The 24,044-nt window shown below is 67.4% G+C and carries 27 protein-coding genes; 21 read left to right on the forward strand and 6 right to left on the reverse strand.

The genetic code is table 11. The features are described from left to right. Positions 1-74: 74 nt before the first annotated feature. On the forward strand, positions 75-1,442 hold the full coding sequence (locus U1707_RS11695) for a chymotrypsin family serine protease (protein WP_332800234.1): 1,368 nt from the start codon (positions 75-77) through the stop codon (positions 1,440-1,442). On the opposite strand, the gene U1707_RS11700 is transcribed toward U1707_RS11695, so the two are convergent. After that, on the reverse strand, positions 1,406-1,903 hold the full coding sequence (locus U1707_RS11700) for a hypothetical protein (protein ID WP_332800235.1): 498 nt from the start codon (positions 1,901-1,903) through the stop codon (positions 1,406-1,408). The two genes, U1707_RS11695 and U1707_RS11700, sit on opposite strands and share 37 nt — an antisense overlap. Before the next feature lie 141 nt (positions 1,904-2,044). On the opposite strand from U1707_RS11700, the gene U1707_RS11705 reads away from it, so the two are divergent. Continuing rightward, complete coding sequence (locus tag U1707_RS11705; protein WP_332800236.1) at positions 2,045-2,920, forward strand: 3-hydroxyacyl-CoA dehydrogenase NAD-binding domain-containing protein; 876 nt, start codon at positions 2,045-2,047, stop codon at positions 2,918-2,920. 198 nt (positions 2,921-3,118) lie between these two features. On the opposite strand, the gene U1707_RS11710 is transcribed toward U1707_RS11705, so the two are convergent. From U1707_RS11710 to U1707_RS11725, 4 genes are all read right to left on the reverse strand, one after another. Further along, positions 3,119-3,250, reverse strand: a complete 132-nt coding sequence (locus tag U1707_RS11710) for a hypothetical protein (protein ID WP_332800237.1) — start codon at positions 3,248-3,250, stop codon at positions 3,119-3,121. A gap of 490 nt (positions 3,251-3,740) precedes the next feature. After that, complete coding sequence (locus tag U1707_RS11715) at positions 3,741-4,067, reverse strand: hypothetical protein (protein ID WP_332800238.1); 327 nt, start codon at positions 4,065-4,067, stop codon at positions 3,741-3,743. A gap of 548 nt (positions 4,068-4,615) precedes the next feature. Further along, positions 4,616-4,936, reverse strand: coding sequence for a hypothetical protein (locus U1707_RS11720; RefSeq protein WP_332800239.1), 321 nt, complete (start codon positions 4,934-4,936; stop codon positions 4,616-4,618). Between the two features lie 10 nt (positions 4,937-4,946). Continuing rightward, positions 4,947-5,318, reverse strand: coding sequence for a hypothetical protein (locus tag U1707_RS11725; protein WP_332800240.1), 372 nt, complete (start codon positions 5,316-5,318; stop codon positions 4,947-4,949). 293 nt (positions 5,319-5,611) lie between these two features. On the opposite strand from U1707_RS11725, the gene U1707_RS11730 reads away from it, so the two are divergent. The 19 genes from U1707_RS11730 (at position 5,612) to U1707_RS11820 (ending at position 23,206) form a co-directional block, all read left to right on the forward strand. Further along, positions 5,612-6,754 carry a hypothetical protein gene (locus tag U1707_RS11730; protein WP_332800241.1) on the forward strand — a complete coding sequence of 381 codons (1,143 nt, stop codon included), beginning with the start codon at positions 5,612-5,614 and terminating at the stop codon, positions 6,752-6,754. Further along, a complete protein-coding gene (locus U1707_RS11735; RefSeq protein ID WP_332800242.1) occupies positions 6,751-8,373 on the forward strand; it encodes a DNA-packaging protein in 1,623 nt (540 codons plus the stop codon). The genes U1707_RS11730 and U1707_RS11735 overlap by 4 nt, the downstream gene beginning before the upstream one ends. Positions 8,374-8,541: 168 nt before the next feature. Then, positions 8,542-9,708, forward strand: a complete 1,167-nt coding sequence (locus tag U1707_RS11740; protein WP_332800243.1) for a phage portal protein — start codon at positions 8,542-8,544, stop codon at positions 9,706-9,708. Then, positions 9,708-10,013 carry a DUF6127 family protein gene (locus tag U1707_RS11745; RefSeq protein WP_332800244.1) on the forward strand — a complete coding sequence of 102 codons (306 nt, stop codon included), beginning with the start codon at positions 9,708-9,710 and terminating at the stop codon, positions 10,011-10,013. Before U1707_RS11740 ends, U1707_RS11745 begins: the two co-directional genes overlap by 1 nt. Then, positions 10,001-10,414, forward strand: a complete 414-nt coding sequence (locus U1707_RS11750) for an HK97 family phage prohead protease (protein ID WP_443025687.1) — start codon at positions 10,001-10,003, stop codon at positions 10,412-10,414. The genes U1707_RS11745 and U1707_RS11750 overlap by 13 nt, the downstream gene beginning before the upstream one ends. A gap of 130 nt (positions 10,415-10,544) precedes the next feature. Continuing rightward, on the forward strand, positions 10,545-11,546 hold the full coding sequence (locus U1707_RS11755) for a phage major capsid protein (RefSeq protein WP_443025688.1): 1,002 nt from the start codon (positions 10,545-10,547) through the stop codon (positions 11,544-11,546). A gap of 173 nt (positions 11,547-11,719) precedes the next feature. Continuing rightward, positions 11,720-12,292 (forward strand): head-tail connector protein, encoded by a 573-nt coding sequence (locus U1707_RS11760; protein ID WP_332800245.1) that lies wholly within the window; start codon positions 11,720-11,722, stop codon positions 12,290-12,292. Continuing rightward, complete coding sequence (locus U1707_RS11765) at positions 12,289-12,672, forward strand: DUF3168 domain-containing protein (protein ID WP_332800246.1); 384 nt, start codon at positions 12,289-12,291, stop codon at positions 12,670-12,672. Before U1707_RS11760 ends, U1707_RS11765 begins: the two co-directional genes overlap by 4 nt. 71 nt (positions 12,673-12,743) lie before the next feature. Further along, positions 12,744-13,151: a phage tail tube protein gene (locus tag U1707_RS11770; protein ID WP_332800247.1), complete on the forward strand. Its 408-nt coding sequence runs from the start codon at positions 12,744-12,746 to the stop codon at positions 13,149-13,151. 172 nt (positions 13,152-13,323) lie between these two features. Further along, complete coding sequence (locus U1707_RS11775) at positions 13,324-13,638, forward strand: gene transfer agent family protein (protein WP_332800248.1); 315 nt, start codon at positions 13,324-13,326, stop codon at positions 13,636-13,638. Positions 13,639-13,682: 44 nt separating this feature from the next. After that, the gene (locus U1707_RS11780; RefSeq protein WP_443025697.1) at positions 13,683-13,826 is read left to right on the forward strand and encodes a phage tail assembly chaperone; all 144 of its coding nucleotides are present in this window, start codon (positions 13,683-13,685) and stop codon (positions 13,824-13,826) included. Then, the gene (locus tag U1707_RS11785; RefSeq protein ID WP_332800499.1) at positions 13,816-14,364 is read left to right on the forward strand and encodes a tail tape measure protein; all 549 of its coding nucleotides are present in this window, start codon (positions 13,816-13,818) and stop codon (positions 14,362-14,364) included. The genes U1707_RS11780 and U1707_RS11785 overlap by 11 nt, the downstream gene beginning before the upstream one ends. 169 nt (positions 14,365-14,533) lie before the next feature. Continuing rightward, positions 14,534-16,819, forward strand: a complete 2,286-nt coding sequence (locus tag U1707_RS11790) for a DUF2460 domain-containing protein (protein ID WP_332800250.1) — start codon at positions 14,534-14,536, stop codon at positions 16,817-16,819. Between the two features lie 150 nt (positions 16,820-16,969). Continuing rightward, positions 16,970-17,767, forward strand: a complete 798-nt coding sequence (locus U1707_RS11795) for a phage/gene transfer agent baseplate hub protein (protein ID WP_332800251.1) — start codon at positions 16,970-16,972, stop codon at positions 17,765-17,767. Continuing rightward, entirely contained in the window at positions 17,764-18,135 is a 372-nt protein-coding gene (locus tag U1707_RS11800) for a C40 family peptidase (RefSeq protein ID WP_332800252.1), read from the forward strand. Before U1707_RS11795 ends, U1707_RS11800 begins: the two co-directional genes overlap by 4 nt. A gap of 1 nt (position 18,136) precedes the next feature. Continuing rightward, on the forward strand, positions 18,137-20,320 hold the full coding sequence (locus U1707_RS11805) for a phage tail protein (protein WP_332800253.1): 2,184 nt from the start codon (positions 18,137-18,139) through the stop codon (positions 20,318-20,320). A gap of 24 nt (positions 20,321-20,344) precedes the next feature. After that, positions 20,345-20,857 carry a DUF2793 domain-containing protein gene (locus U1707_RS11810; protein WP_332800254.1) on the forward strand — a complete coding sequence of 171 codons (513 nt, stop codon included), beginning with the start codon at positions 20,345-20,347 and terminating at the stop codon, positions 20,855-20,857. Between the two features lie 120 nt (positions 20,858-20,977). Beyond that, positions 20,978-22,099, forward strand: a complete 1,122-nt coding sequence (locus U1707_RS11815; protein WP_131587287.1) for an OmpA family protein — start codon at positions 20,978-20,980, stop codon at positions 22,097-22,099. 207 nt (positions 22,100-22,306) lie between these two features. Then, positions 22,307-23,206 (forward strand): hypothetical protein, encoded by a 900-nt coding sequence (locus U1707_RS11820; RefSeq protein WP_332800255.1) that lies wholly within the window; start codon positions 22,307-22,309, stop codon positions 23,204-23,206. A gap of 21 nt (positions 23,207-23,227) precedes the next feature. Here U1707_RS11820 and ygfZ read toward each other — a convergent pair whose 3' ends face one another. After that, positions 23,228-23,962, reverse strand: a complete 735-nt coding sequence (gene ygfZ / locus U1707_RS11825; protein ID WP_332800256.1) for a CAF17-like 4Fe-4S cluster assembly/insertion protein YgfZ — start codon at positions 23,960-23,962, stop codon at positions 23,228-23,230. Positions 23,963-24,044 lie beyond the last annotated feature (82 nt).

Here is a 24,044-nt window from a genome sequence, read left to right on the forward strand (position 1 = left end):
GGACCGACAGCGCCGGTTCAGGCCGTAAGGTCCATGCGCAAACCCTAAACTCCAAGACCGGAATCGCGTCGTCCATGGGCAGAAGGTGGGAATGGTGGACGGCAGCCTGCGCGGCATTGTCGTTGTTTGGTACGTCGGCTGCGGCCGAACAGGCCGTGTTGGTCTCGCCAGTTGTGCAAGGCGCGCCGGTCACGCCGGTCACGCCAGGCGTGCAATTGCCCGTCGACGCGGCGATGCAGGATGCGGCGGTGTACGCGCAGCGGTTCGGCGTGCCTCTCGACACCGCGATGCACCGGTTGCGGGCGCAGGCGGACAGCGTGCCGACGACCGATGCGCTGCGGACGAGTTTCGCCGATCGCTGGGCGGGCATCGCGATCGAGCATCAGCCGGCTTACCGTATCGTCGTGCTGCTGACCGGGACCGATCCGGTGCCGGACCGCACGATCGTGGCGGGCGGGATCGTCATGCCGATCGTCTTCCGCACCGGCGCCGGCGCGACGCGCGACGCACTGATCGCCGCACTGTCGAAATATCAGGCGAAGATCCGGGAATCGTTGCCGCATCCGCCCGGCATGGGGGTCGACCAGCGGACCGGCGAACTGGTCGTGGCGATCTCGTCGGGCGATGCGGATCTCAATCGCGACGGCACGCTGCGCCAGCGGATCGCGGCGATGACCGGCGTGCCCGTGCGGATCGATGTGCTAGACCAGCCGGCCCAGAACATGGCGCAAAACGTGGTGGGCACTTTGCCCGACGAAACGGCTGGTGCGATCGGAAGCGAACCGGTCAGGGGCGGAGGGCGGGTCATCGGCGCGGTGGACGGCAAGCGCTATGCGTGCACGACCGGGTTCGTGGTGACCGACGGTGCGCGTTACGGCGTGGCGACCGCGGCGCATTGCCCGGATACGCTCGCCTATGTCGATGCCGCCCGCCGCGACTGGCCGCTGACCTTCGTCGGACAATGGGGGTGGGGCTATCAGGACGTGCAGGTGAACGGCGCGACCGGTCCGCTGGGGCCGCTATTCTATGCCGATACCGCCAAGATGCTGGCCCGCCCGGTCGTGACCTGGCGGTACCGCACGAGCACGCGCGCGGGCGACTTCGTGTGTCATCGCGGCGAGCGGACCGGCTATAGCTGCGCACTGATCGCGATGGTCGATTTCGCGCCCGCTGGGGACCTGTGCGGCGGCGCGTGCCTACCGACCTGGGTGGCGGTGGAGGGGCCCACATGCCGAGGCGGTGATAGCGGCGCACCTGTGTTCGACGGCACGGCGGCGCTGGGGATCGTCAAGGGCGGGACGTATGCGAAGAACGGGACATGCCTGTTCTATTATTACATGTCGACCGACTATTTGCCGCCAGGGTGGACGCTGGTGCATCAGCCCTCAGCGGCGCCGATCATGGTTCAGCCTTTGCCGGCGCCTGCCGCGATCGCCCGCTGATCGGCGGGGAGCAGCGCCAGCGCGGTCTTGTAGCAATCCTCGATATGCGAATTGCCGATCAGCTTCATCGCGCCGAAGCTGATCGTCGCGGCGACCGCCGACCCCGCGAACGGCACGAACTTGGCGATCGACCCGGCAGCGACCCGCGCACCGATCCGCCGCAACAGCGACGCGACGATCCGCTTCGTCACCATCCGGCCGATCATCGTGTTGCCCAGGCTGGACGCCATCACGAGCGCCTGTTGCGCGAGATGGGGTTCGAGCTTTTGCACCTGATCGTGATCGAGGCCGAAGCGCGTGCTGATCTGCGGCAGGAGCTTGGTCAGCAGGCCGATGTCGGCGATCAGATCCGCGCCGGGGATCGGCACCACGGCGGCGCCCGCCGATAGCATCGAGCGGTTCGTGACGAGGCGTTTGCAGTCGTCGCGGACGCGGTCGAGTTCGGCGATGGTGTCGATCATGGTGATGGGATTCCTGACGATGATGCGCCGACAACGCACCGCACCCGCGCTGGTGCCACGCGGATGGGTCTGGACTGCGATCGGGACTGGTCGCGCGCGTAAAAGCGGGTAGGAACGGCGCCAACAACGATGGAGACGGATATGGCTGGGCAAACGATCGGCGTGATCGGCGCGGGGCAGATGGGCGCGGGCATCGCGCAGGTGTCGGCACAGGCGGGCTACCGCGTGCTGCTGGCCGACGTGTCGCTGGAAGCGGCGGAAAAGGGCAAGGCGGGGATCGCCAAGGCGCTCGCCCGGCTGGTCGAGAAGGAGAAGATCGCGGGCGAGGCGCGCGACGCGGCGCTGGCGGGAATCGAGCCGGTCGCAAGCGTAGCCGACATGGGCGACTGCGCGATCGTCGTCGAGGCGGCGACCGAGCGCGAAGCCGTCAAGCGCGCGATCTTCGCCGAGGTCGGCAAAGTGCTGGGCCCCGACGCGATCCTGGCGTCGAACACGTCGTCGATCCCGATCACGCGCCTCGCGCAGGCGGCGCCCGATCCGGCGCGGTTCATGGGGGTGCATTTCTTCAATCCGGTGCCGGTGATGCGGCCGATCGAACTGATCCGCGGCCTCGCAACGTCGGACGCCACGGTGGCGGCGGTCGAGGCGTATGCGGAGACGCTCGGCAAGCAGGTGGTGCATGCGAACGATGCGCCGGGCTTCATCGTCAACCGCGTGCTGATGCCGATGATCAACGAGGCGTGCTTCGCGCTGGGCGAAGGCGTGGCGAGCGTGCGCGACATCGACCTGGCGTGCCAGCTGGGGCTGAACCATCCGATGGGGCCGCTGACGCTGGCCGATTTCATCGGGCTCGACACGTGCCTCGAGATTACGCGGGTCTTGTTCGAGGGCACGGGCGATCCGAAGTTCCGGCCGGCGCCGGTGCTGGTGAAATATGTCGAGGCCGGGTGGTTCGGGCGGAAGACCAAGCGCGGGTTCTACGATTATTCGGGCGCGGAGCCTGTGCCCACGCGGTGATGTGGGGGCGCAATGCTTCGCCATGTGGTGGCCGCAAGAGCCTGGCGGCGAGGATCGCGATGGCGCGTTCGACAGCGTAGCGCTGCTGGGCTTGGCGCGGGCGTTGGCTTGCGTCGATCTCGTCGAGACAGGCGAAGGTTCGCGTAGTCGATGTCCGCCGCACGGTCCGAACGCAGCCGTTCCCGGTGCAACCGCGTATCAGCGGGAATGCGCGAGCTTCGCGAGCACGTCCCATAGGCCGGTGAATTGCGCAACGTAGATCAGGAGGGGGAGCAGGAACGACACGCCGGCCAGCCATGTTGCGATCGAAGGACGTTCGACCTTTCCCATATGGCGCGAGACCGCCAATGCGCCGGTTGCGTACAAGATGCTTAGAACAGACGGAATATGGCGCGTACCTGGAACGCCATGATATAATTTTACCGCCAGTATGATGCTGAGAAGGGCAGATAGCCAAAGCAAGAGTCGCATGAACCCGGACTGCGTCAACCATCTGTCCAGCCTTCTTTCGAAGGCGTTGATGGGTTTGCGAGATCTCATTCCCTCAAAATGACTTGATATATGTTGCAGCGCAACAATCGATTTGTGCTCGTTTCGGTATCACCGCGTCGGTCATGTCCGCTGTTCGGATCAGCGAACCAGGCCAGCTACCTCCGCGTTTGGGCGCAGGCGGAATGGCCGGGATGGGAAGGAAAGCGGACTGACTGCTTTGGGTGTTGGAGGTCGGAAAGCGGTCATTGCTTGAATAGTCCTGTTCTGCAAACCTCTGAGAATGAAGTTCAAGCCAGCCGCCTTGTGGGCATCCGTCGCCGTGTCATCGCTATATGCATGCCGACGCGCTGATAGCCTGCCGGAGGTAGGTTCTTGGCTGAGCCGGCAACCCGTCCAAATAGTTCACTATGGTGACGACGGTCCGTTGGCCCGCATTGAGGGAAAAACCGGCCTTTACGGTGTGATTTTCGATCCTGAGTGCCAAAGTTGCAAGATTGCCGAAGAAGTCATTCAACCAGCATCCAGCGCGGACATAAGCCTTTGTGAGTTCGGGATGATCGTAACCGGCGATGTTGAGAAGACGACCCGAACGCTGAGAGGAACGCTCAGGGTAAGGAGCGTTGATCGGCAACCGAATAGGAAGGCTGGTCACCAACAGGGCGCGCCTGAGCAGCCTTGCGAACGGCCGCTTTCGGGTAACGCCGCAACATGACGTGACGTCTGACATTGGGCGTAAGCGGAATAGCCGGAATGGGAAGGAAAGCGGACAGGCCGCTTATGGGAAGGCAGATGGCGATTACTACACCTGCATCAACGCCGTGTTCTTCGTCTCACTGTATCAGCAATCCACAGGAACAAGACGAGGATAGGCAAGCCTACAAATGCGCCGCCAACCAGCCTAGCTAAGTCATTATCTGGTTTTATAAACGCTTCGAGCCCTCCGAAACCAATTCCGAGCCAAACTAATGGTGCCAATACCACCATCCATGCCAGCGATATGGTCAAGTAGACATTTCGAAGTGTATTGCCTTGGAGGTCCATCGGGTTATGCTGAACGAACGGCGGCTAGCAGGCAAGCCATAGTAAATGCCAGATGTCTGGGAATGGGCGTTTTTGTCCGATCTGGCTTGCTCGCGAGGGATCAGCGACTGGGAAATCGCGCGGCTTTCCAAAACTCGTTGGATCGCGCGACAGGGGAAGATGTCATTGGGTCGCGGTTGCGAGCAACGCCGCGCCGTTGACCCAAAATAATGCAAGCGTGACAGTCGTTCGGCGCGGCGACATTGGACGGTCGGGCCCATCGCCATCGTTCGGATAATTGACCGTGAACGCCTCAGCTTCGCGCCCGCTGCCAAGCGTCAGCAAATTGAACATCATGCCCCAGCCATTCAGCAGCATCACCAGGCCAGGAAAGATCCATTCGGATGTCACCGGCTGTCCACCGCCTGCAAGCACGGTAGCTATGACAAAACATCCGCTGGCAACGGCTGATGCGAAAATTCGCATTCGTTTATTGATCGTCATCGGTAGCGATTCACCGCATCGCCTTTCGATCGTAATCGTCGGAAGCGACCGACATCCAGCGCGTAAAGCTGGGATCACTGAACGCTCGATCCGAGCACTTTTGACCGACAGAAGATACTTCTGCCGGGTACTTTTTCGTTGCCTCCAGAACACCTCGAGCCTCTTCGAGGCGTTCGCGTTTTATCTTTGAGAAGTACCACGTCTGAAGCACATAGAGCCCCTTCTTGGCGGTGGGGCTGGCTCCAAGCTGATCAGCGTTTCTCTCCAACGTCCGAATCACGACAGCGCAGTGCAGATCGTCGGACGGATTGATCGCAGAAGCGCTGCCAGGCGCACAACCCGCCAAAACGAGCAGCGTTGCCCCTAGATGAGCTCCATTCATACCTGCTCCCGATCTATCGTCCCATCGAGGTAGCGCGTGAACGGTAAATGCTTTGTTGCTTGGGGAGCGAGACTGCCGGGATCTTTCCAAAAACCGACCTGACCCTCGCAATGATCCAGAAGGGTTAATTCGATTGACATCGTCACGCTCTTTTGGTACATAACAGGAACGCTGCAGAATTGCGGGTCGGGCTGGTTGGTCCGGCGTGACGGAAGCCGGGACGGTCGGGGTGGGAGCCTCGGACGTCGCCGGCTTTTTCGTGTTCTGGTGGTCGTTGCGGAAAGGGAGAACCGATGGCGCATACGCAGTCCGTCGCGCTGGCGGAAACACGGGATTCTGCGCCGGCCGATATCGGTGCAGGGCGAATTCGGATCAGCGGACATTCGGTCGAAACCGCCATTGCCGAAACCGCCGTTCCCAAAACCGCCGATCCTGAAACGGCCGTTTTTGAAACCGCCGTCGTTGAAATCGAGGGGGCTGAAATCGCGGTCGCTGACACCACGATCGCCGAAACCAGGGCCATTGGGAGCAAGCCCGTTGGCGCCGGGATGACGAGCGCGAGGGGCAGGGTGACGATCGAGACGGGGACGATCGAGCCGGAGACGACGGGGGCGGCGACGATCGAGACGGAGACGATCGAGACGGGACCGATCGAGACGGGACCGATCGAGACGGGACCGATCGAGACGGGACCGATCGAGACGGGACCGATCGAGACGGGGACGATCGAGACGGGGCCGACCGGGGCGGGGACGACGCGAGCGGGGAGGATCAGAGGGGGCAAGAACCGCCTCGTGCAAATCCGCAAACCGCGCGTGAACGAATGGAGCACGGCGATGCAAATGCGGTTCCTGGATGCGTTGGCGATGACCGGCAACGTGACGACGTCGGTGGCGGTGGTCGGCATGTCGGTCGGCGGTGCGTATAACCGCCGGGCGCGCGATCCGGCGTTCGCTGCGGGATGGCAGGCCGCGCTGGTGCGGGGGTACGAACGGCTGGAAGAACTGCTGCTGGCGACCGCGCTGGAGTCGGTCGGCGGCGGAATTGTCGGGGGGACCGTCGGCGGAATCGTCGGGGGGACCGTCGGGGGGACCGTTGCCGGTGGACAGACAGCGGACGACGAGAGCGAGAGCGGGGACGTTGGCGGCAATGTTGGCGGGGGTGTTGGTGGGGGTGTCGGTGGGGATTTTGGTAGCGGGGGCGGGACGGCGACGGGGCCGTTCGGACGGGGGCAGGCGGTACCCGGCGCCGGATTGATCCAGCTTTCGAGCGTGACCGCCATACAGTTCGCCCTGTCGATGCTGAACCAGCATCGCGCGGACCAGGCGCGCGGTCGCCGGAAGAACCAGAGCCATCGGGCGACATCGATCGACACCGACGCCGCGTTGGGCAAGCTGCTGGATTCGCTGGCACGACGCATGGCGAAAGACTCGTGACGCGGTGGCGCGGGGGTCCCGATGACGCGGACGGCCCGATCGCCGGGACGGACCCTCGCGAGGGACGCACCGCGAACGCCAAGCCGGTGGCACCCAAGCGCAAGGGCGTGCCGCGTCCCTGGGTGGAGGCGGCGCGGCTCGCGGGAAGGACGGTCGCGGGACAGGCGGTCGCGCGAGTGACGGGGGACACGGATGTGGAACAGGCGAAGGACGCCGCGATGCTGGCTGCGGGGCTGGCTGCGGGGTCTGCCCTGGGCCCCGCCTTGAGGTCCGACCCGGCACCCGATCCGGCACCCGACTTGGGGCCGGATCGCGATCTGGTGGCGGAGCTGGCGCGGTTGCCGATCGTCCACCGCGCGGAGATCGTGCGCAAGCTGACGCGCGGCCAGCGCAACGAATTGCGCGATCGGTGGCGACACTGGGCGCATGCGGGGCAATATCCGCCGGAGGGTGACTGGCGGATCTGGCTGATCCGGGCGGGGCGGGGCTTTGGCAAGACGCGGGCGGGGGCGGAATGGGTGTGGCAGATCGCACGGGCGTATCCCGACGCGCGGATCGCGCTGGTCGGGGCCACGCTCGACGACGTGCGGCGGGTGATGATCGAGGGCGAAAGCGGGCTGATCGCGGTGGCGCACGACGACGAGGAACCGGTGTGGCGCGGTGCGGTGGGCGAGCTGCACTTTGCGAACGGCGCGAAGGCCTATGCCTATTCGGCGGAAGCGCCCGAATCGCTGCGCGGTCCCGAGCACGGCTGGGCATGGTGCGACGAGCTGGCGAAGTGGCGGCACGGCGATGCGACCTGGGACAATCTGATGATGGGATTGCGGCTGGGCGAGACGCCGCGCGCGCTGGTGACGACGACGCCGCGGCCGATCGCGCTGATGCGACGGGTGATGGCGCTGCCCGACCTGGTCGAGACGCACGGGCGGACGCGCGACAATCCGCACCTGCCGCCGAGCTTCGTCGCGGCGGTGACGGCCACGTATGCGGGGACGCGGTTGGGGCGGCAGGAGCTGGATGGCGAGCTGATCGAGGATGTCGCGGGGGCGCTCTGGACGCGGGAACTGGTGGAGTCCCGGCGGGTGGCTTTTGCGCCTGCCGTCGTGCGCGTCGTGGTGGGCGTGGATCCTCCCGCGGGCAGCGTGTCCGGGGGGCCGGGGGATGCTTGCGGGATCGTGGCAGTGGCGCTCGGGGGCGACGGGTTTGCGTATGTGCTGGAGGATGCGAGCGTTTCGGGGGCCAGTCCCGAGGGGTGGGCTCGGGCGGTGGCCGAGTGCGCGGCGCGGCATGGGGCGGACCGGGTGATCGCGGAGGCCAACCAGGGGGGGAAGATGGTGGGGAGCGTTCTTTCCGGCGCCGACCGGGCGATGCCGGTGAAGCTGGTGCATGCGTCGCTGGGGAAGGTGGCGCGAGCCGAGCCGGTGGCGGCTTTGTATGAGTCCGGGCGGGCCTGGCATGTCGGGGCGTTTCCGGACCTGGAGGACGAGCTTTGCGGGCTGATCGCAGGCGGCGGGTATGAGGGGCCGGGGCGGTCGCCGGATCGGGCGGATGCGCTGGTTTGGGCGATGACCGAGGTGATGCTGGGGCCGCGGGCGCGGGTTTCCGTGCGGGTTTTGTAGGGTGGCCCTCTCCCCTTTGGGGAGAGGGAAGGAGGAGCTTTTGCGACGGGAGGGTGAGGGGTGGTTGGGATTCACGTCCTTAGCCTCACGCCCCTCTCCCTCCCACGCGCAAGGGCGCGCGGGCCCCTCCCTCTCCCCGTGGGGGCGAGGGAAATTTAGGAGATCGGCATGAAATTGTTCGGGTGGAAATCCGGGCGCGATGAGTCGCGGCCGGTGTTGTCTCGGTCTTCGGCGGGGGCGATCGGGGGAGCGGCGTTTGGCGAGTGGCCGCGGAGTTACGAGGCTCAGGTGCGCGAGGCGTATCTCGACAATCCGATCGCGCAGCGGGCGGTCAAGCTGGTGGTGGAGGGGCTGGGGAGTGCGGCGATCGTCGCGTCGGATCCGGCGCTGCTGGCGCTGGCGACGGTGCGATCGGGGGGGCAGACGCTGATCGAGACGGTGGCGGCGCATCTGATGCTGCACGGCAATGCGTATGTGCAGGTGTTGCGCGATGTCGAGGGCGGGGCGGCGGAACTTTACGCGCTGCGGCCCGAGCGGGTGACGGTCGAACCGGATGCGAGTGGGTGGCCGGCTGCTTACCGGTACCGGGTGGGGGAGCGGGTTACGCGGCTGCATGCCGATCCGGTGCGGCCCGAGGTGATTCACCTGAAAAGCTTCAATCCGGTCGACGATCATTATGGGCTGGGGTGCCTGGGGGCGGCGTCGGGGGCGGTGGCGATCCACAATGCGGCGTCGCGGTGGAACAAGGCGTTGCTCGACAATGCCGCACGGCCTTCGGGGGCGCTGATGTACGATCCGAAGGACGGCGCGGCGCTGTCGACCGAGCAGTTCGAACGGTTGCGGGGTGAGCTGGAGGCGAGCTTTGCCGGGGCGGGCAATGCCGGGCGGCCGATGCTGCTGGAGGGCGGCCTGCGCTGGCAGACGCTGAGCCTGTCGCCGGCGGACATGGATTTCATGGGGACGAAGGCGGCGGCGGCGCGCGAGATCGCGCTGGCATTCGGGGTGCCGCCGATGCTGCTCGGGCTGCCGGGGGACAATGCCTATGCGAATTACCGCGAGGCCAATCGCGCGCTGTGGCGGCTGGCGATCCTGCCGCTGGCGACGGCGGTGCTGGGCGGAATCGCGCAGGGGTTGCGGGGGTGGTTCGAGGGGGCGGCGCTGGCGGTCGATCTCGACCGGGTGCCGGCGCTGGCGGAGGATCGCGAGCGGCTTTGGGGGATGGTGTCTGCGGCTTCGTTTCTCAGCGATGCGGAGAAGCGGGCTCTGCTCGAGATCGCGCCGGGCGCGATGCCGTTTGATGTCGCGCGATGCGCGACGGGCAAGGAGGTGGCGTGATGGATGGGGCGGTTTTGGCGCAGTTGATGCGGCAGGGGAGCGAGCGGGGCGCGGACCTCGTGACGCTGAGGGCGATTGCGGAAGAGGCGGGGGAGCTGGGCGCGACGCGGGCGCTGGCGCGGCTGGGCTTGAGCGACGAGCGGGCGCGGGGGGACGTGGCCGAGCTGCGCGAGCTGCTGGCGGCGTGGCGTGATGCGAAGCGATCGGTGTGGAAGGCGGCGGCGGGGTGGGTGGCGCGGCTGGCGGTGGCGCTGATGCTGGCGGGGCTGGCGGTTAAGCTGGGGTTTGCCGGGTGGTTGAAGTGACGGGCGCGGTCGCGTTCGCTGGGTATGCGGCGGTGTTCGATGTCGTCGACCGCGCGGGGGATGTGGTGCGGCGGGGGGCCTTTGCCGGGGCTGGGGTGGTGCCCTTGTTGTGGCAGCATCGTGGGGACGCGGTGGGTTCGCTCGCTTCGGTTCGGGAGGATGCGCGGGGGTTGCGGGTCGAGGGGGTGGTCGAGGATCCGGAGCTGGCGCGGCTGGTGCGGTCCGGGGCGGTGGCGGGATTGTCGGTCGGGTATCGGGCGGTTTCGGTGCGGCAGGGGGGGCGGCGGGAGTTGCTTCGGGTGGCGCTGGTTGAGGTCAGTCTGGTGGCGGTGCCGATGCAGGTCTTGGCGCGCCTGGAGATCGTCCGTCATCCCGACGAAAGTCAGGATCCAGACCCATGAGCGATGGTGTTCGGTACCTTGGGTCCTGACTTTCGTCAGGATGACGAGAAGGCTGCGTCAGGATGACGGCGGCAAGTTTCACGAGGCGTCCTGCGGGGCGCCTTTTTTCGTTTTGGTGGAGGAGATGGGCATGAGTGTTGTTGACCGGCCGGTTTTGGCGGGGGCTTTCCCCTTGATGCAGAATGCGGCGTTTGCGGGGTTCGTTCGGACTGGCGCTACGCTGGAGATGAAGGCGTTTACCGGGGTTACGGGGGATTCGGGCGGGTTTGCGGTGCCGCGGGAGATCGATGCTCAGATCGATACTTTGCTGAAGGCGGTGTCGCCGATCCGAGCGATTGCCAATGTCGTGAAGGTCGGCAGCGCCGGGTATCGCAAGCTGGTCACCACGGGCGGCACGCCGTCCGGGTGGGCGGCGGAGGATGCGGCGCGGCCGCAGACGGCTTCGCCGGTCTTCGTCGAGATCGCACCGCCTACGGGGGAGCTGTATGCGAACCCCTCGGCTAGCCAGGCGATGCTCGACGATGCCGCGTTCGATGTCGAGGAGTGGCTGGCGGGCGAGATCGCGATGGAGTTTGCTAAGGCCGAGGGGGCGGCTTTCGTGTCCGGGTCGGGGGTTTCCCGGCCCAAGGGGTTTTTGACGTCGGCTACCGCGGCGACGGCGGATGGGGTTCGGGCTTTCGGGACTTTGCAGTATCTGGCCAGCGGGGCGGCGGGGGACTTTTCGGCCAGTCCGCAGGAGCGGTTGATCGATCTCGTCCAGTCGTTGCGCGGGCCGTATCGGCAGGGGGCTAGCTTCGTCATGAATGCGGCGACCTTGGCGCGGATCCGGAAGTTCAAGACCACGGACGGGGCGTTCGTCTGGGCGCCTTCGCTGGCGGCTGGGGTGCCGGCGACGCTGCTGGGGTATCCGGTGGTGGAGGCCGAGGACATGCCGGATATCGCGGCGAATGCGCTGGCGATCGCGTTCGGCAACTTCAAGGCGGGGTACATCATCGCCGAGCGGACCGAGACGGGAATCCTGCGCGATCCCTATTCGAACAAGCCGTTCGTAAACTTCTACGCGACCAAGCGGGTCGGTGGGTGCGTGACGAATTCCGAGGCGATCAAGCTGATGAAGTTCTCGGTGGCTTGAGTGGTGCTCCCTCTCCCCTGCGGGGAGAGGGAAGGAGGAGCTCTTGCGACGGGAGGGTGAGGGGGAGTTGGGGCGGGGGTTCCGTGCCTCACTCCCCTCACCCTCCCACGCGCAAAGGGCGCGCGGGCCCCTCCCTCTCCCCGGAGGGGCGAGGGAAAATAGGAGACATCGTTATGACGGGGTCGGCGATTTCTGCCGGGGTGATCGCTGAGGTGGTCGTCGCGGCGAGGGCTTTGTTGCGGGTGGAGACGGGGGAGGATGCGGTGCTCGCGCGGTTGGCGCAGACGGCCTTGCTGTTGGCGGAGGCGTTTCTGGGGGCGGCGGTGATCGTGCGGCCGTTCGAGGACGTGGTGACCGGTGCGGCGGGGTGGCGGCGGTTGATGGTGGCGCCGGTTACCGTGATCGCGGGGGTCACCGGGTTGCCGAGCGAGGGGGCGCCGTTCGTCCTGCCGGTCGGGGCGTATGCGGTCGATATCGATGCGGACGGGATCGGCTGGGTTCGCATCCTGTCGCCCGGGTCGGCCGGGCGGGTGGCCGTCGCCTATTCCGCCGGGCTCGCTGCGAGTTTCGCGGCCGTGCCGGCGCCGGTCGCGCAAGGCGTGGCGATGCTGGTCGCGCATCTGTTCGATCACCGCGAGAGCGATGTCGCGCCGCCGGCGGCGGTGGCGGCTTTGTGGCGGCCGTATCGGCGGATGCGGCTGGGGCCCGCGGTGTACGCCGGAGCCCTGGCCGGAGCCCTGGCGTGAGCGGCCGCGCGGTTTTGCAGGCGGCTTTGGTGGCGCGGTTGAATGCGGTGCTGGACGTGAGCGTGTTCGATGCGCCGCTGGTACGCGGCGGGCTGCCTTATGCGGTGGTCGACGAGCCGGTGCTGTCGGACTGGAGCACGAAGACGTGGGTCGGGCGGGAGGGACGCGTCATGCTGACGCTGTTCGACGGGGGCGAGCGGCCGGTTCGGCTGCGGACGCTGTTGGCAGTGGCGGAGGAGGCGCTGGAGGCGCTCGATCCCGATCTCGGCGAGGGGTGGCGGGTGGTCCGGTTGGCGCTGGTGCGGTCGCGCGTGCTGCGGGTCGGGGATCGGTGGCGGGGGACGTCCGAGTTTCTGGTGCGGATGTACCGGGAGAGTTGAGATTTTGCGCCGCGAAGACGCGGTGCAGGCTGGGTCCCCGCCTTCGCGGGGAAACACTGGGGGAGACGGACATGGCGGTGGAGAAGGGGAGTGCGTTCCTGCTGAAGGTGGGGAACGGGGCGGTGCCGGTGGTCTACGCGACGGTGGCGGGGCTGCGTACGACGCAGATGTCGGTGAATGGCGAGGCTATCGTTGTTACGACGAAGGACTCTGGGGGGTGGCGGCAGTTGCTGTCTGGGGCTGGGATTCGGAGTGTGTCCGTGTCGGGCGCGGGGGTTTTTACCGGGTCGGTGGCGGAGTTGCGGGTGAAGGCCAGCGCGCTGACCGGGGTGCTCGATGATTATCGGCTGGCGTTCGAGGGGGGGGATACGATGACGGGGAAGTTCCTGGTGTCGCGGCTGGATTACGCTGGGGATTTCAATGGGGAGCGGTCTTATACGCTTAGCCTGGAGAGTTCCGGGGCGGTGGTGGTGGGGTGAGTGCTGTCCCTCTCCCCCTTCGGGGAGAGGGAGGGAGGAGCTCTTGCGACGGGAGGGTGGGGGGTGGTTGGGATTGGTGTCCTTAGCCTCACGCCCCTCTCCCTCCCACGCGCAAGAGCGCGCGGGCCCCTCCCTCTCCCCGGAGGGGCGAGGGAATTTTTGGAGACATCTTATGACGGATCTGGCGAATGCGGTTCGGGGGGAGGCTTCTCTTCGGGTCGCGGGGGAGACGCTTGTCTTGCGGCCTAGCTTTGCGGCGCTCGTCGCTGCCGAAAGCGAGTTGGGGCCTTTGTTTGCGCTCGTCGAGCGTGCGGCGGAGGGGAAGCTCGGGATCGGAGAGATGGTGGGGCTGTTCTGGCATTGCCTGCGGGAGTGTCCCGAGGGGGTTACTCGGGAGCGGTTGGGGGAGGCTGTCGTCGAGGCGGGGCTGGCGGCGGTGACGCCGGTGTTGCGGGTGCTGTTGCGGCAGATTTTGGCGGGGAAGTGACGTTCGCAGACAACGCCGGGCGGTTGGCGGGGTTCGCGGGGGCGGTGTTGGGGTGGGCGCCGGAGGTTTTCTGGCGGGCTACGCCGGTGGAATTGGCGGGGGTCGTGGAGGCTTTGGTCGGGGACGTGGCAGTGCCGCCCGATGCTTCGACGATCGCGCGGTTGAGGGGGGCTTTTCCTGATGGATGATTTCGACACGGCTTTGGTCAGCGTGCGGGCGGATACGGCCGGGTTCTCGCGTGATGTCGAGGCGATGCGGGGGGAGCTGGAGGGGGTGCTCGGCTCTGGGGCGGAGCGGGCGGCGCTTCGGTTGGAGGCGGGGCTTTTGCGCGCGGTGCGGTCGGGGAAATTGGGGTTCGAGGAGCTGAAGGGGGTCGCGCTGTCGGCGCTGGATGCGATCGCTTCGTCGGCTTTGAAGGCTGGGGTTCAGTCGGTGTTGAGTGGTGGGGGTTTGAGTGGGGCGCTGGCGGGGCTGGTTGGTGGGTTGCCGGGGCGGGCGACCGGCGGGCCGGTGTCTCCGGGGCGGGCTTACGTCGTCGGGGAGCGGGGGGCGGAGGTGTTCGTGCCTACTACGAGCGGGCGGGTCGAGACTGGTTCTGGCGGTAGCGTGCGGGAGGTGCGGGTGGCGATTACCGTCAATGCTGCCGGGGGGAGTGCGGCGGGGGCGTTGGCGCAGTCGGGGCGGCAGGTGGCGCGGGCGGTGAAGGCGGCTTTGGCGGTGGAATGAGTTGGTCCCTCTCCCCGTCGGGGAGAGGGAAGGAGGAGCCGTAGGCGACGGGAGGGTGAGGGGTGGTTGGGATTTGGGTCCTTAGCCTCGCGCCCCTCACCCTCCCACGCGCAAGGGCGCGCGGGCCCCTCCCTCTCCCCGGAGGGGCGAGGGTAAGAGGAGAATGTTCATGGCGCATTGGCTTTGCTTGGGGCGGACTGTGCAGGTCGAGGGGCTTGTGTCTCGGTTCGATCCTCGGTTCTGGACCGTGGATTTTCCTCGGCCGATGATGGCCTCCGTTGTGACTACCGGCCCCGCGTCGCTGCGGGTGGATGCGGTGTTTTATCAGGCGGATGATCTGGCCGGGGTGATCTGGGCGGCGGAGGATCGGTTCGATCATCCGCTGCTGAAGTATGAGACTTCGCGCGACTTTCGGGACTGTCGGCTGCGCTTTCGGTGGCGGTCGGCGGGGGTGATGGCGCTGGACGCGATCAACGGCCCGACGCTGACGATCGAGGGGCGCGATGCGGCTGGGGTCTCTCGCGCGTGGTATGTGCGGTTGTGGAATTATGCGGTGGGGACGCCGGAGGATGCGGTCGTCTCGCTCGACTTTGCGGCGATGGTGGGCGGGTTCGAACTGCCCGAGGATGCCGATCCGGTCTGGGCGGGGGATATCGACCGGATGTTCGTGTCGGTCGTGCCGCCGGACTATACCGAGACAGACCTGCCGCTGGCTGCGCCGCGCGAGGGGTGGGTCGAGTGGACCGATCTGGTCTGCGAGGGGCCGGGGTCGGTGCTGGCGATCGGCGATGCGGTGGTGCCCGAGCACGGGTTTCGGATCGCGGGCGGGTATGACGACAGCTACAACCTGACGCCGGCGCGGTTGCTGCGCAATGCGCTACATCTCGGGTACCGCGGGAGCATCACGCATTATGTGGGCATGAGCCATTATTTCCGGCTCGAGGCGGCTGGAGGCGGGCTTTACGTTTCGGCTGCGGGGGGCGTTTTGAACGCGGCGTGTGCAGCGTGGCACCGGGATTTTGCGGCGCGGGCGCGGGCGTTCGGGTTCGACGTGATCTGGTCGCTGAGTTACGAGCTGTTCGACGCGCATTGTTGGAACGACTGGAAGCAGCGGGCCGCCGATGGGTCGCCGGCGCTGACCGGGTGGGAGCCGCCGTCGACGTTGCTGTCGCCGGCGCATGGCGGAGCGATGGGGTATCTGCAGGCGGTGGCGCGGGCGTTCATGGCGATCGCGGTGGCGGCGGGGTTGGCGCCGAAGTTTCAGGTCGGCGAGCCGTGGTGGTGGATCATGCCGGACGGGCGGCCGTGCCTGTACGATGCGAGCGCGGTGGCGGCGTTTGCGCCGGTGGCGATCGGCAGCATCCTGGGGGCCAAGAATGCCGCGCGGATCGCGACGCTGGATGCGGCCGGGGTGTGCCTGGCGGCGTCTACGGCGGCGCTGGTGACGGCGGCGAAGGCCGAGGCGACGGGGTGTGTCACGCATCTGTTGACGTATCTGCCGACTGTCCTGGATGCGGCGGCGCCCGAGGCGAAGCGCGCGAACATGCCGGTGGGGTGGGCGAGCCCGGCGTTCGATGTGTTGCAGCTGGAGGATTACGACTGGGTGACGGCGGGGGATTCCGCGTCGTCGGCCGAGGGCGTGGCGGTGGCGTTCGCGCGGCTCGGCTATCCGGTGGACCGGCAGCATTACCTGTCGGGGTTCGTGCTGAAGCCGGATCAGGCGGTGCAATGGACGCTGATCGAGGCGGCGGCGCAGATCGCGCGTCGGCGCGGCGTGGCGGAGACGTTTCTGTGGGCGCTGCCGCAGGTGATGCGGGACGGGTTCGTGCATTTCGATACTGCCAGTTCAACCGGGGAGACCGAGCCTGTGGACGCGTTCGACGATGTGCTTTTTCCGCTGGAGCTGGGACGCGAGGCGGAGGTGGCGCCGGGGTTCTCGACCGCGATCCTGACGAGCGCGGGGGGGCGCGAGGCGCGCAATGCGGCCTGGGCCGAGGCGCGGACGTCGTATGATGTCGGGCCCGGGCTGCGCAGCGAGGCGGATATCGCGGTGCTGCTCGCGTTCTTTCGGGCGCGGATGGGGGCGGCGCGGGGGTTTCGGTTGCGCGATCCGTTCGACTTCGCGGCGGGGGGGCAGGCGATCGGTACCGGGGACGGCGTCGCGCGGCGGTTCGCGCTGGTGAAATGGTACGAGCGTGCCGCCCGGCGCATCACGCGGCCGGTCGCGGGCAGCGTTTCGGTGAGCGTGGACGGGGTCGGGACTAACGCGTTCGCGGTCGAGGCCGGCGGCTGGGTGGTGCTTGACGTGGCGCCTGGGCCTGGCGTCGCGGTGATCGCGGGGTTCGTGTTCGATGTGCCGGTGCGGTTCGCCGAGGATCGGTTGAGCGTGGCGCGGGCGACGTTCCTGGCGGGGGTCGCGGCGAGCGTGCCGTTGGTCGAGGTGCGCGAGGCTTGATTTGTCCCTCTCTCCTGCGGCGGCGGGAGGGTGAGGGGGAGTTGGGGCGGATGTCCCGAGCCTCACTCCCCTCTCCCTCCCACGCGCAAGGGCGCGCGGGCCCCTCCCTCTCCCCGGAGGGGTGAGGGTTCTCTTTAGAAGGAGGCTGCCATGTTTCTGGATGCAGAGCTTGCGACGATCGCGCTGTGCTGGCGGATCGAGCGGCGCGATGGGGTGGCGGTCGGGTTGACCGCGCATGATCGCGATCTGGTGGTAGACGGGCTGATGCACCACGCGGCACCGGGGATGACTCCGTCGGCGATCGAGCGATCGGCCGGGCTGGAGGCGGACACGATGGATGTCGCGGGTGCGCTGACGAGTGTGGCGATCGACGAGCAGGATCTGCTCGCGGGGCGCTGGGATGGCGCACGCGTCGCGGTGTTCGCGGTGGACTGGACGAACCCGGTCGCGCGGGTGGATCTGGGTAGTGGCCTGATCGGCGCGGTCGAGTTGGGCGAGACCGGCTTCACCGCCGAGTTGCGGGGCAGCAGCGCGGCGCTGGATCGATCGGTGGTGGAGGAGACGTCGCCCGAATGTCGCGCGGAACTGGGCGATCGGCGCTGTCGGGTGGCGATGGCGGGCCGGCAAAGGTTCGCGCGGGTGGTGGCGTGCGCAGGGGCGGTGGTGACGCTCGATGGCGAGATTTCCGGGCTCGGCGGAGGGCTGTTGCGCTGGTTCGGCGGGGCGAATTGCGGGCTGGAGAGCGTGATCGCGGCTGCCGAGGGCGCGGCGGTGACGGTGCGGTACGTGCCGACCTTTGCGGTCGAGGCGGGCGTGCTGGTCGAGGTCGTCGAGGGGTGCGACAAGAGCCTCGCCACCTGTGCCGGACGGTTCGGCAACGCGGCGAACTTTCGCGGCGAACCGCATCTGCCGGGGATCGACCTGCTTACGCGGTATCCGGGGGCGTGAGCGTCGTCGCGGAGGCGGCCTTGCGTGCGGTCGGAACGCGGTTTCGGTTGCATGGGCGGGACGCGGATGGACTTGATTGCGTCGGGCTGGTGGCGTTGGCGTTGCGGGCCGGTGGCCATCGCGGTGAGGTGCCGACCGGCTATGCGCTGCGCGGCGGGGATGTGGCGATGCTCGACCGGCTGCTGGTGCGGGTGACGGAAGCCCAGCCCGGCGACGTGCTGGCGATGGCGGTCGGGCCGGGACAGTTTCACCTGGGGATCAGGACGGCGGCGGGCTTCGTGCATGCGGATGCGGGCCTGCGTCGCGTCGTGGCGCGGCCGGGTGAGCCGCCCTGGCCGATACTCGGTGTGTGGCGGATGGAGGGGTGACATGGCGACCTTGATTTTGACGGCCGTGGGCACCGCGGTGGGTGGGCCGATCGGCGGCGCGATCGGTGCGCTGATCGGGCAGTCGGTGGACCAGGCGCTGTTCGCCCCCAAGCGACGCGAAGGCCCGCGGCTGGTCGAGCTGGCGGTGCAGACCTCGTCGTACGGCAGCCAGATTCCGACGCTGTTCGGAACGCTGCGGGTGGCGGGGACGGTGATCTGGGCGACCGACCTGATCGAGACCCGGTCGACGTCGCGGGGCGGCAAGGGGCAGCCCGGCACCGCGACCTATTCCTATGCGGCATCGTTCGCGGTGCTGCTGTCGGCGCGCGCGATTTTGGGGGTGGGGCGGATCTGGGCGGAGGGGAAGTTGCTGCGCGGGGCGGGCGGCGATTTCAAGACGGCGACGGGGTTTCGGCTGCACCTGGGAGGCGAGGATCAGGCGGTCGACCCGCTGATCGCTTCGGCGGAGGGCAGCGCGACGCCGGCGTATCGGGGGGCGGCCTATGCAGTGTTCGAAATGCTGCAGCTGGCGGATTTCGGCAATCGGATCCCGTCGCTGACGTTCGAGGTGATCGCGGACCAGGGGCCGGTGCTGGTGTCGACGATCGCAGCGGTGCTGGCGCCAGAGGTGACCGGGCAGGCTGCGTTGTCGGTCGGCGGGTTCGCGGCGTCCGGGGGTAGCGTCCGCGCGGTGCTGGACCTGCTCGGGCAGGCTAGCGGGGCGTGGTTCGCGCCGGCCGGCGACGGGCTGGACATGCGTGATGCGGCGCCGTCGGTCGTCGCGGTCACCGACGAAGGCTTTGCGGTCGGCGGCAAGGGTGCGCGGCGGACGCGTGCCGTTGCCGCGATCGAGACGGTGCCGCGTACTGTGACGCTCGGGTATTACGATGCGGCGCGCGATTACCAGACGAGCGTACAGCGGGCGCGGCGGCCGGGCGCCGGCCTGCGGGACGAACGGGTCGAGGTGCCGGCGGTGCTGGACGCGGGCGCGGCAAAGACGGTGGCGGAGGCGATGCTGGCGCGGGCCGAAGCGACCCGCGTGCGGCGGACCGTGACCGCCGGGTTCGCGGCGATGGCGATCGCACCGGGTGCCTGCGTTACGATCGCAGGTGAGCCTGGCGTCTGGCGTGTGACCGACAGCGCGATCGAGAATATGGTGACGACGCTTGGCCTGGTGCCGGTGACGGTCGCCTCGATCCCGGCGACCGCGACCAGCGGCCGGGTCGTCGGCGCGGTCGATGCGGTGGTCGGCGCGACGATCCTGCAGGCGTTCGAGATACCGGGTCTCGACGACACGCCGCTATCGACGCCGCGGCTGACGGTGGTCGCGGCGGGCGGGGGGGCGGCGTGGCGACAGGCGGCACTCCTCTACAGCGTCGATGACGGGGTGAGCTGGGCTGCCGGGGGGGCGAGCGCGGCGCCGGGCGTTATCGGTGTCGTCGAGGCGGTGGTACCGGCCGGGGCGGCGACGATGCCAGCGAGGATGCCCGTGACGATGCCCGCGACGATGATCGACCGGCGCAGCGCGTTCGACGTGCGGCTCGCGCATCCCGACATGATACTGGGGGATGCCGATCCGGATGCCCTCGACAGGGGCGAAAATCTTGCGGTGATCGGCGACGAACTGGTGCAATTCGGACGAGCCGAGCCGCTTGGCGGCGGTCGCTGGCGGCTGCGGACCCTGTTGCGCGGGCGACGCGGCACCGAGGCGGCCAGCATGCCGGTTGCCGGCGATCGGTTCGTCCTGCTGGAGACGGATGCGGCGCGGACGATCGACCTGCCGCTTTCCGTACTGGGTCGCGACGTGCGGGTGATGGCGTCGGGCGTCGGCGACGTGACGCCGGTCGAAATGCGGTGTGCGATGCGCGGTGCATCGGTGGTGCCGCCTTCGCCGACGCATCTCACGTATGTGCGTGATGGAGAGGGTGGGGCCACGGTGCGCTGGGTTCGCCGCAGCCGCGCCGGGTGGCGCTGGATCGATGGCGTGGATGCGCCGCTCGCCGAGGAAAGCGAGGCATATCGGGTCACGATCGGCGCGCACGGCGTCGAGCGCATCGTCGATACGACGACGCCGCAGATCAGGCTGACCGCAGCGGATCTCGCCGGTGGCGCGGTCTCCGTGACGATATCGCAGCGCGGGATCTTCGGGGAATCGCGCGTGGCGCGTCTGGCGATACCGGCCTGAATTCGAACGATAGGGGAGTGGACCATGAGCGACACGACATCGCGGCTTTCGCTGCCGCTGCTGCAACCAGGGCAGGCACAGAAGGAATCGACGCACAACGAGGCGTTGGCGATCCTCGACATCGCGGTCCAGGCCAGCGTCCATGCGGTCGGCGCGACGGTGCCACCAACCGATCCGGAACCGGGCGCGGCCTGGATCCTCGGCGCGACCCCGACCGGCGACTGGGCGGGACACGCGTTCGCGCTGGCGGGCTGGACGACCAGCGGGTGGCGGTTCGTCGCACCGCACGACGGCATGACGGTGTGGAATATCGACAAAAGGGAGGTCGCGCGCTTCGATGCGGGAACCTGGACGAGCGGCGTCCTGTCGGGGAGCGCGCTCACGATCGGGGGACAGGCGGTGGTGGGCGCGCGGCGTGCGGCGATCGCGAATCCCCCGTCGGTTCCGGCCGGTTCCGCGCCCGTGGATGTGGATGCCAGAACGGCGATTCAGGCTATTCTGGAGGCATTGCGGGGACACGGGCTGATATCTTCCTGAAACACAGCGAAAACTGTGTCGTTCCTGCCACAGTGGGAACTTTTGTTAGCTTGCGTGGAAACAAGGCCGAGGATAGGGAGTTTGCGATGTCCGTGTGACACTCATGAAAGGGGATTTAGTATGCGGAAGCTTGCCGTCGTTCTGGCACTCGCCTCCACCGCACTCGCCACTCCCGCCCTCGCCCGCGACAAGTCGTGGTACGTTGGCGTCGAAGGCGGTGCGATGATCGTTGAAGATATCAACTATGACATCGGTAACCTGAACAGCGCCGGTTCGGTCGATCATAACTATGGTTATGACGTCGATGGCGTGATGGGTTACGATTTCGGTGGTTTCCGTCTGGAAACCGAAGTCGGCTACCGTCGTGCAACGGTTGACGGCTACACGTCGTCCACGACCACGCCAACGTTCACGCAGGCTGGCGTTCGCGGCAACGCAGCAGCTGGCAGCTTCGACGGCGCCGGTGGTTCGTCGTCGGCGCTCAGCTTCATGCTGAACGGCCTTCTGGACTTCGGTCCGGATGACGGCATCCAGGGCTTCGTCGGCGGTGGTGTCGGTGTTGCTCGCGTCAAGGCAAAGTACGGCCTGACCTCGGGTGGTGACTTCCTGAACGATTCGGACACCGTGTTCGCATATCAGGGCCTCGCCGGTATCCGTGCGCCGCTCAGCAGCCACGTCGATGCAACGTTGAAGTATCGCTTCTTCAATGCAGAGAACGTCAAGCTGGTCGACGTTTCGAACCGCGTGTTCGACGGTCGCTATCGTTCGCACAGCATCCTCGGTGGCCTGACGTACAACTTCGGTTCGCCTGCCGAGCCGGCCGCACCGCCGCCGCCGCCGCCGCCGGAGCCAGTTGCTCCGCCGCCGCCGCCGCCGCCAGCAGAAGTCGTCTGCTCGCCTGGTCCGTTCATCGTGTTCTTCGAATGGGACAAGTCGGACATCACGCCAGAGGCAGCATCGATCCTCGACAACGCCGTCACGCAGTACCAGTCGTGCGGCAATGCCCAGGTCATGATCGCGGGCTTCACCGACAAGTCGGGTGCAGCATCGTACAACGTGGGCCTCTCGCAGCGTCGTGCAGACGCCGCCAAGGCGTACCTCTCGTCGCATGCCATCCCAGAGGGTGTCATCTCGACGGAAGCGTTCGGCGAGACCCGTCCGCGCGTCGAGACCGCCGATGGCGTTCGCGAAGTGCAGAACCGTCGCGTGGAAGTCACCTACGGTCCGGGTTCGGGCCAGTAAGACTTTCGCAGTCGACCCTCGGGTCGGCTACGGAACGAAGATCGGGGAGGTCGGCGCAAGCCGGCCTCCCTTTTCTTTTGTATGCGGGGGTGTGCAGCATTTCGGGGCTTGGACCGGGGGCTTTGATCGAGACGGGCTTAGGCGAGATTGACGTGGCCTTGCCTGTCGCCGGTGCAGCGTCCAGCATAGCGCTTTGCCCTGGGGGACATGACATTGGTCATCGCGCATATCCTGACGATCGGTGCCGCCGTTCTCCAGGGGGCGATCGTTCCTCGCGAACCCGCCGTGCTCCGGCAAAATGAGGCGTCATCTGCCGGTTCGGTAGCATCGCCGCCCACTCCGAGCAGGCCAACGCCAAGCAGCCCCATTCCGGACGGGCCGTCCGACGCTCAACGTATCGCGCAGGCGGCAAGGCTCGGATCGCTGCTCTATACCTTCGATCGGGCGGCGTGGGTCAGCTCGGATGCGTTGACCGCGGCGATCCCGAAAAGTGAATTGCGCGGTGCCGACGGGTATGTCGTCGAGCAGCCCGATCCGCGGACGCTGCACGTGACCTATTACCGCGGCGCGGGCGCTGCGGCGCAGGCGTTCTTCGTGGCGGATGTGCGTGGCGGGAAGGTCGTTTCGCAAGAGGTCCTCGTGCGAGCGGCCGCGCTGACACCCGCGCAGGCTCTGCTGGTGCGCGCCCGCGAGGTTGCGACACAGGCGGTCGTCGCGCGCGGGTCCAAGCCCTGCACACCGTTGCCCTTCAACAGCGTCGTGCTCCCGCCGCAAAAGGATGGACTGATCGCGGTCTACCTGCTGTCGGCGCAGAAGGAGGCGGCGACGTTTCCGATGGGCGGCCATTACTGCGTGCTCGTCGATCGCGACGGCAAGGTGTCGACGTCACGCCCCTACACGCTCGGCTGCCTCCCCATGACCGCGCCGAAACTGCCGCCGAGCGCGACTCCGGTCGGGTTCGTGGTCAATCATCTGCTCGATCCCGTCCCGACCGAGATCCATGTGTTCGCCTCGTACAGCCTGCACATGCCGGTGTTCGTCGCGACGCCGGACAAGCGCGTGTGGCGGGTCAAGGGCAGCGAGATCACGCCGTCGTCGGCGAAGTGACCGCGTGCCGTCGGACGGTCGTCAGTCCGAGGCGGTGTCCGCCAGCGCCGCGGCCATCCAATCCGGGACGATCGCGTCGCCCAGCGCGTCGATGCGGCGATGTTCGACCATCAGGCGGAGTTCCGGATACGCCGCGCGGGTCCGCGGTCCGGTTTCGGTCAGCGGTGCGACAACGAGGCGGCGGTTGACCTTGGCGCGGTGATGCATCCGCGCGGTGTTCTCCTGCCCGACATAGCATCCCTTCGTGAAGCTGACGCCGTTCAGCTCCCGAGCGTTGCATTCTAGCCACAGCGTCTCGCCCGCGCCGAGTTCGGCGACCCCCTCGGTGACCCCCAGCGATAGGCGATGCGCGTGCCAATCGCGCGTGGGTTCGGCGGCGGGGGCAAGCCATCGCCGGCCCAGCGCTGCGAGGCGGGGGTCTCGGGTGCCCGCGCCATCTGTCGACCAATGGACCTTGCGATCATCGGGCTGGAGGGTGATCGCGCGCCGCAATCGGTAGAGCGTCAGGCGTTTTGCGAGCGCATCGGCCTGGGCCGCCTCCGCGTCGATCAAGACTGCATCGCCATCGGCCCAAAGAATGAAGTCGAACAGCGCCTTTCCCTGCGGCGAGAGCAGCGCCGCCCAGGCCGGTGCGTCTGGCGTGAGTGCCGCGGTATCGGCGGTGACCAGCCCTTGCAGGAAGCCCCGCGCGTCTTCGCCGGCCACACGGATCACACTGCGATCGGTGAGCATCGTTCCGGGAGTTTGCTGGTCCATCACCATCACCTAGTGCGGCGCGGGCGATTTCCAAGCCGGATCGCGGCACGACGGATATGGCGCCGGCGCGTCTGCGCCGATA

The sequence above is a fragment of the Sphingomonas sandaracina genome, assembly GCF_036663695.1.
Classification (GTDB): domain Bacteria; phylum Pseudomonadota; class Alphaproteobacteria; order Sphingomonadales; family Sphingomonadaceae; genus Sphingomonas.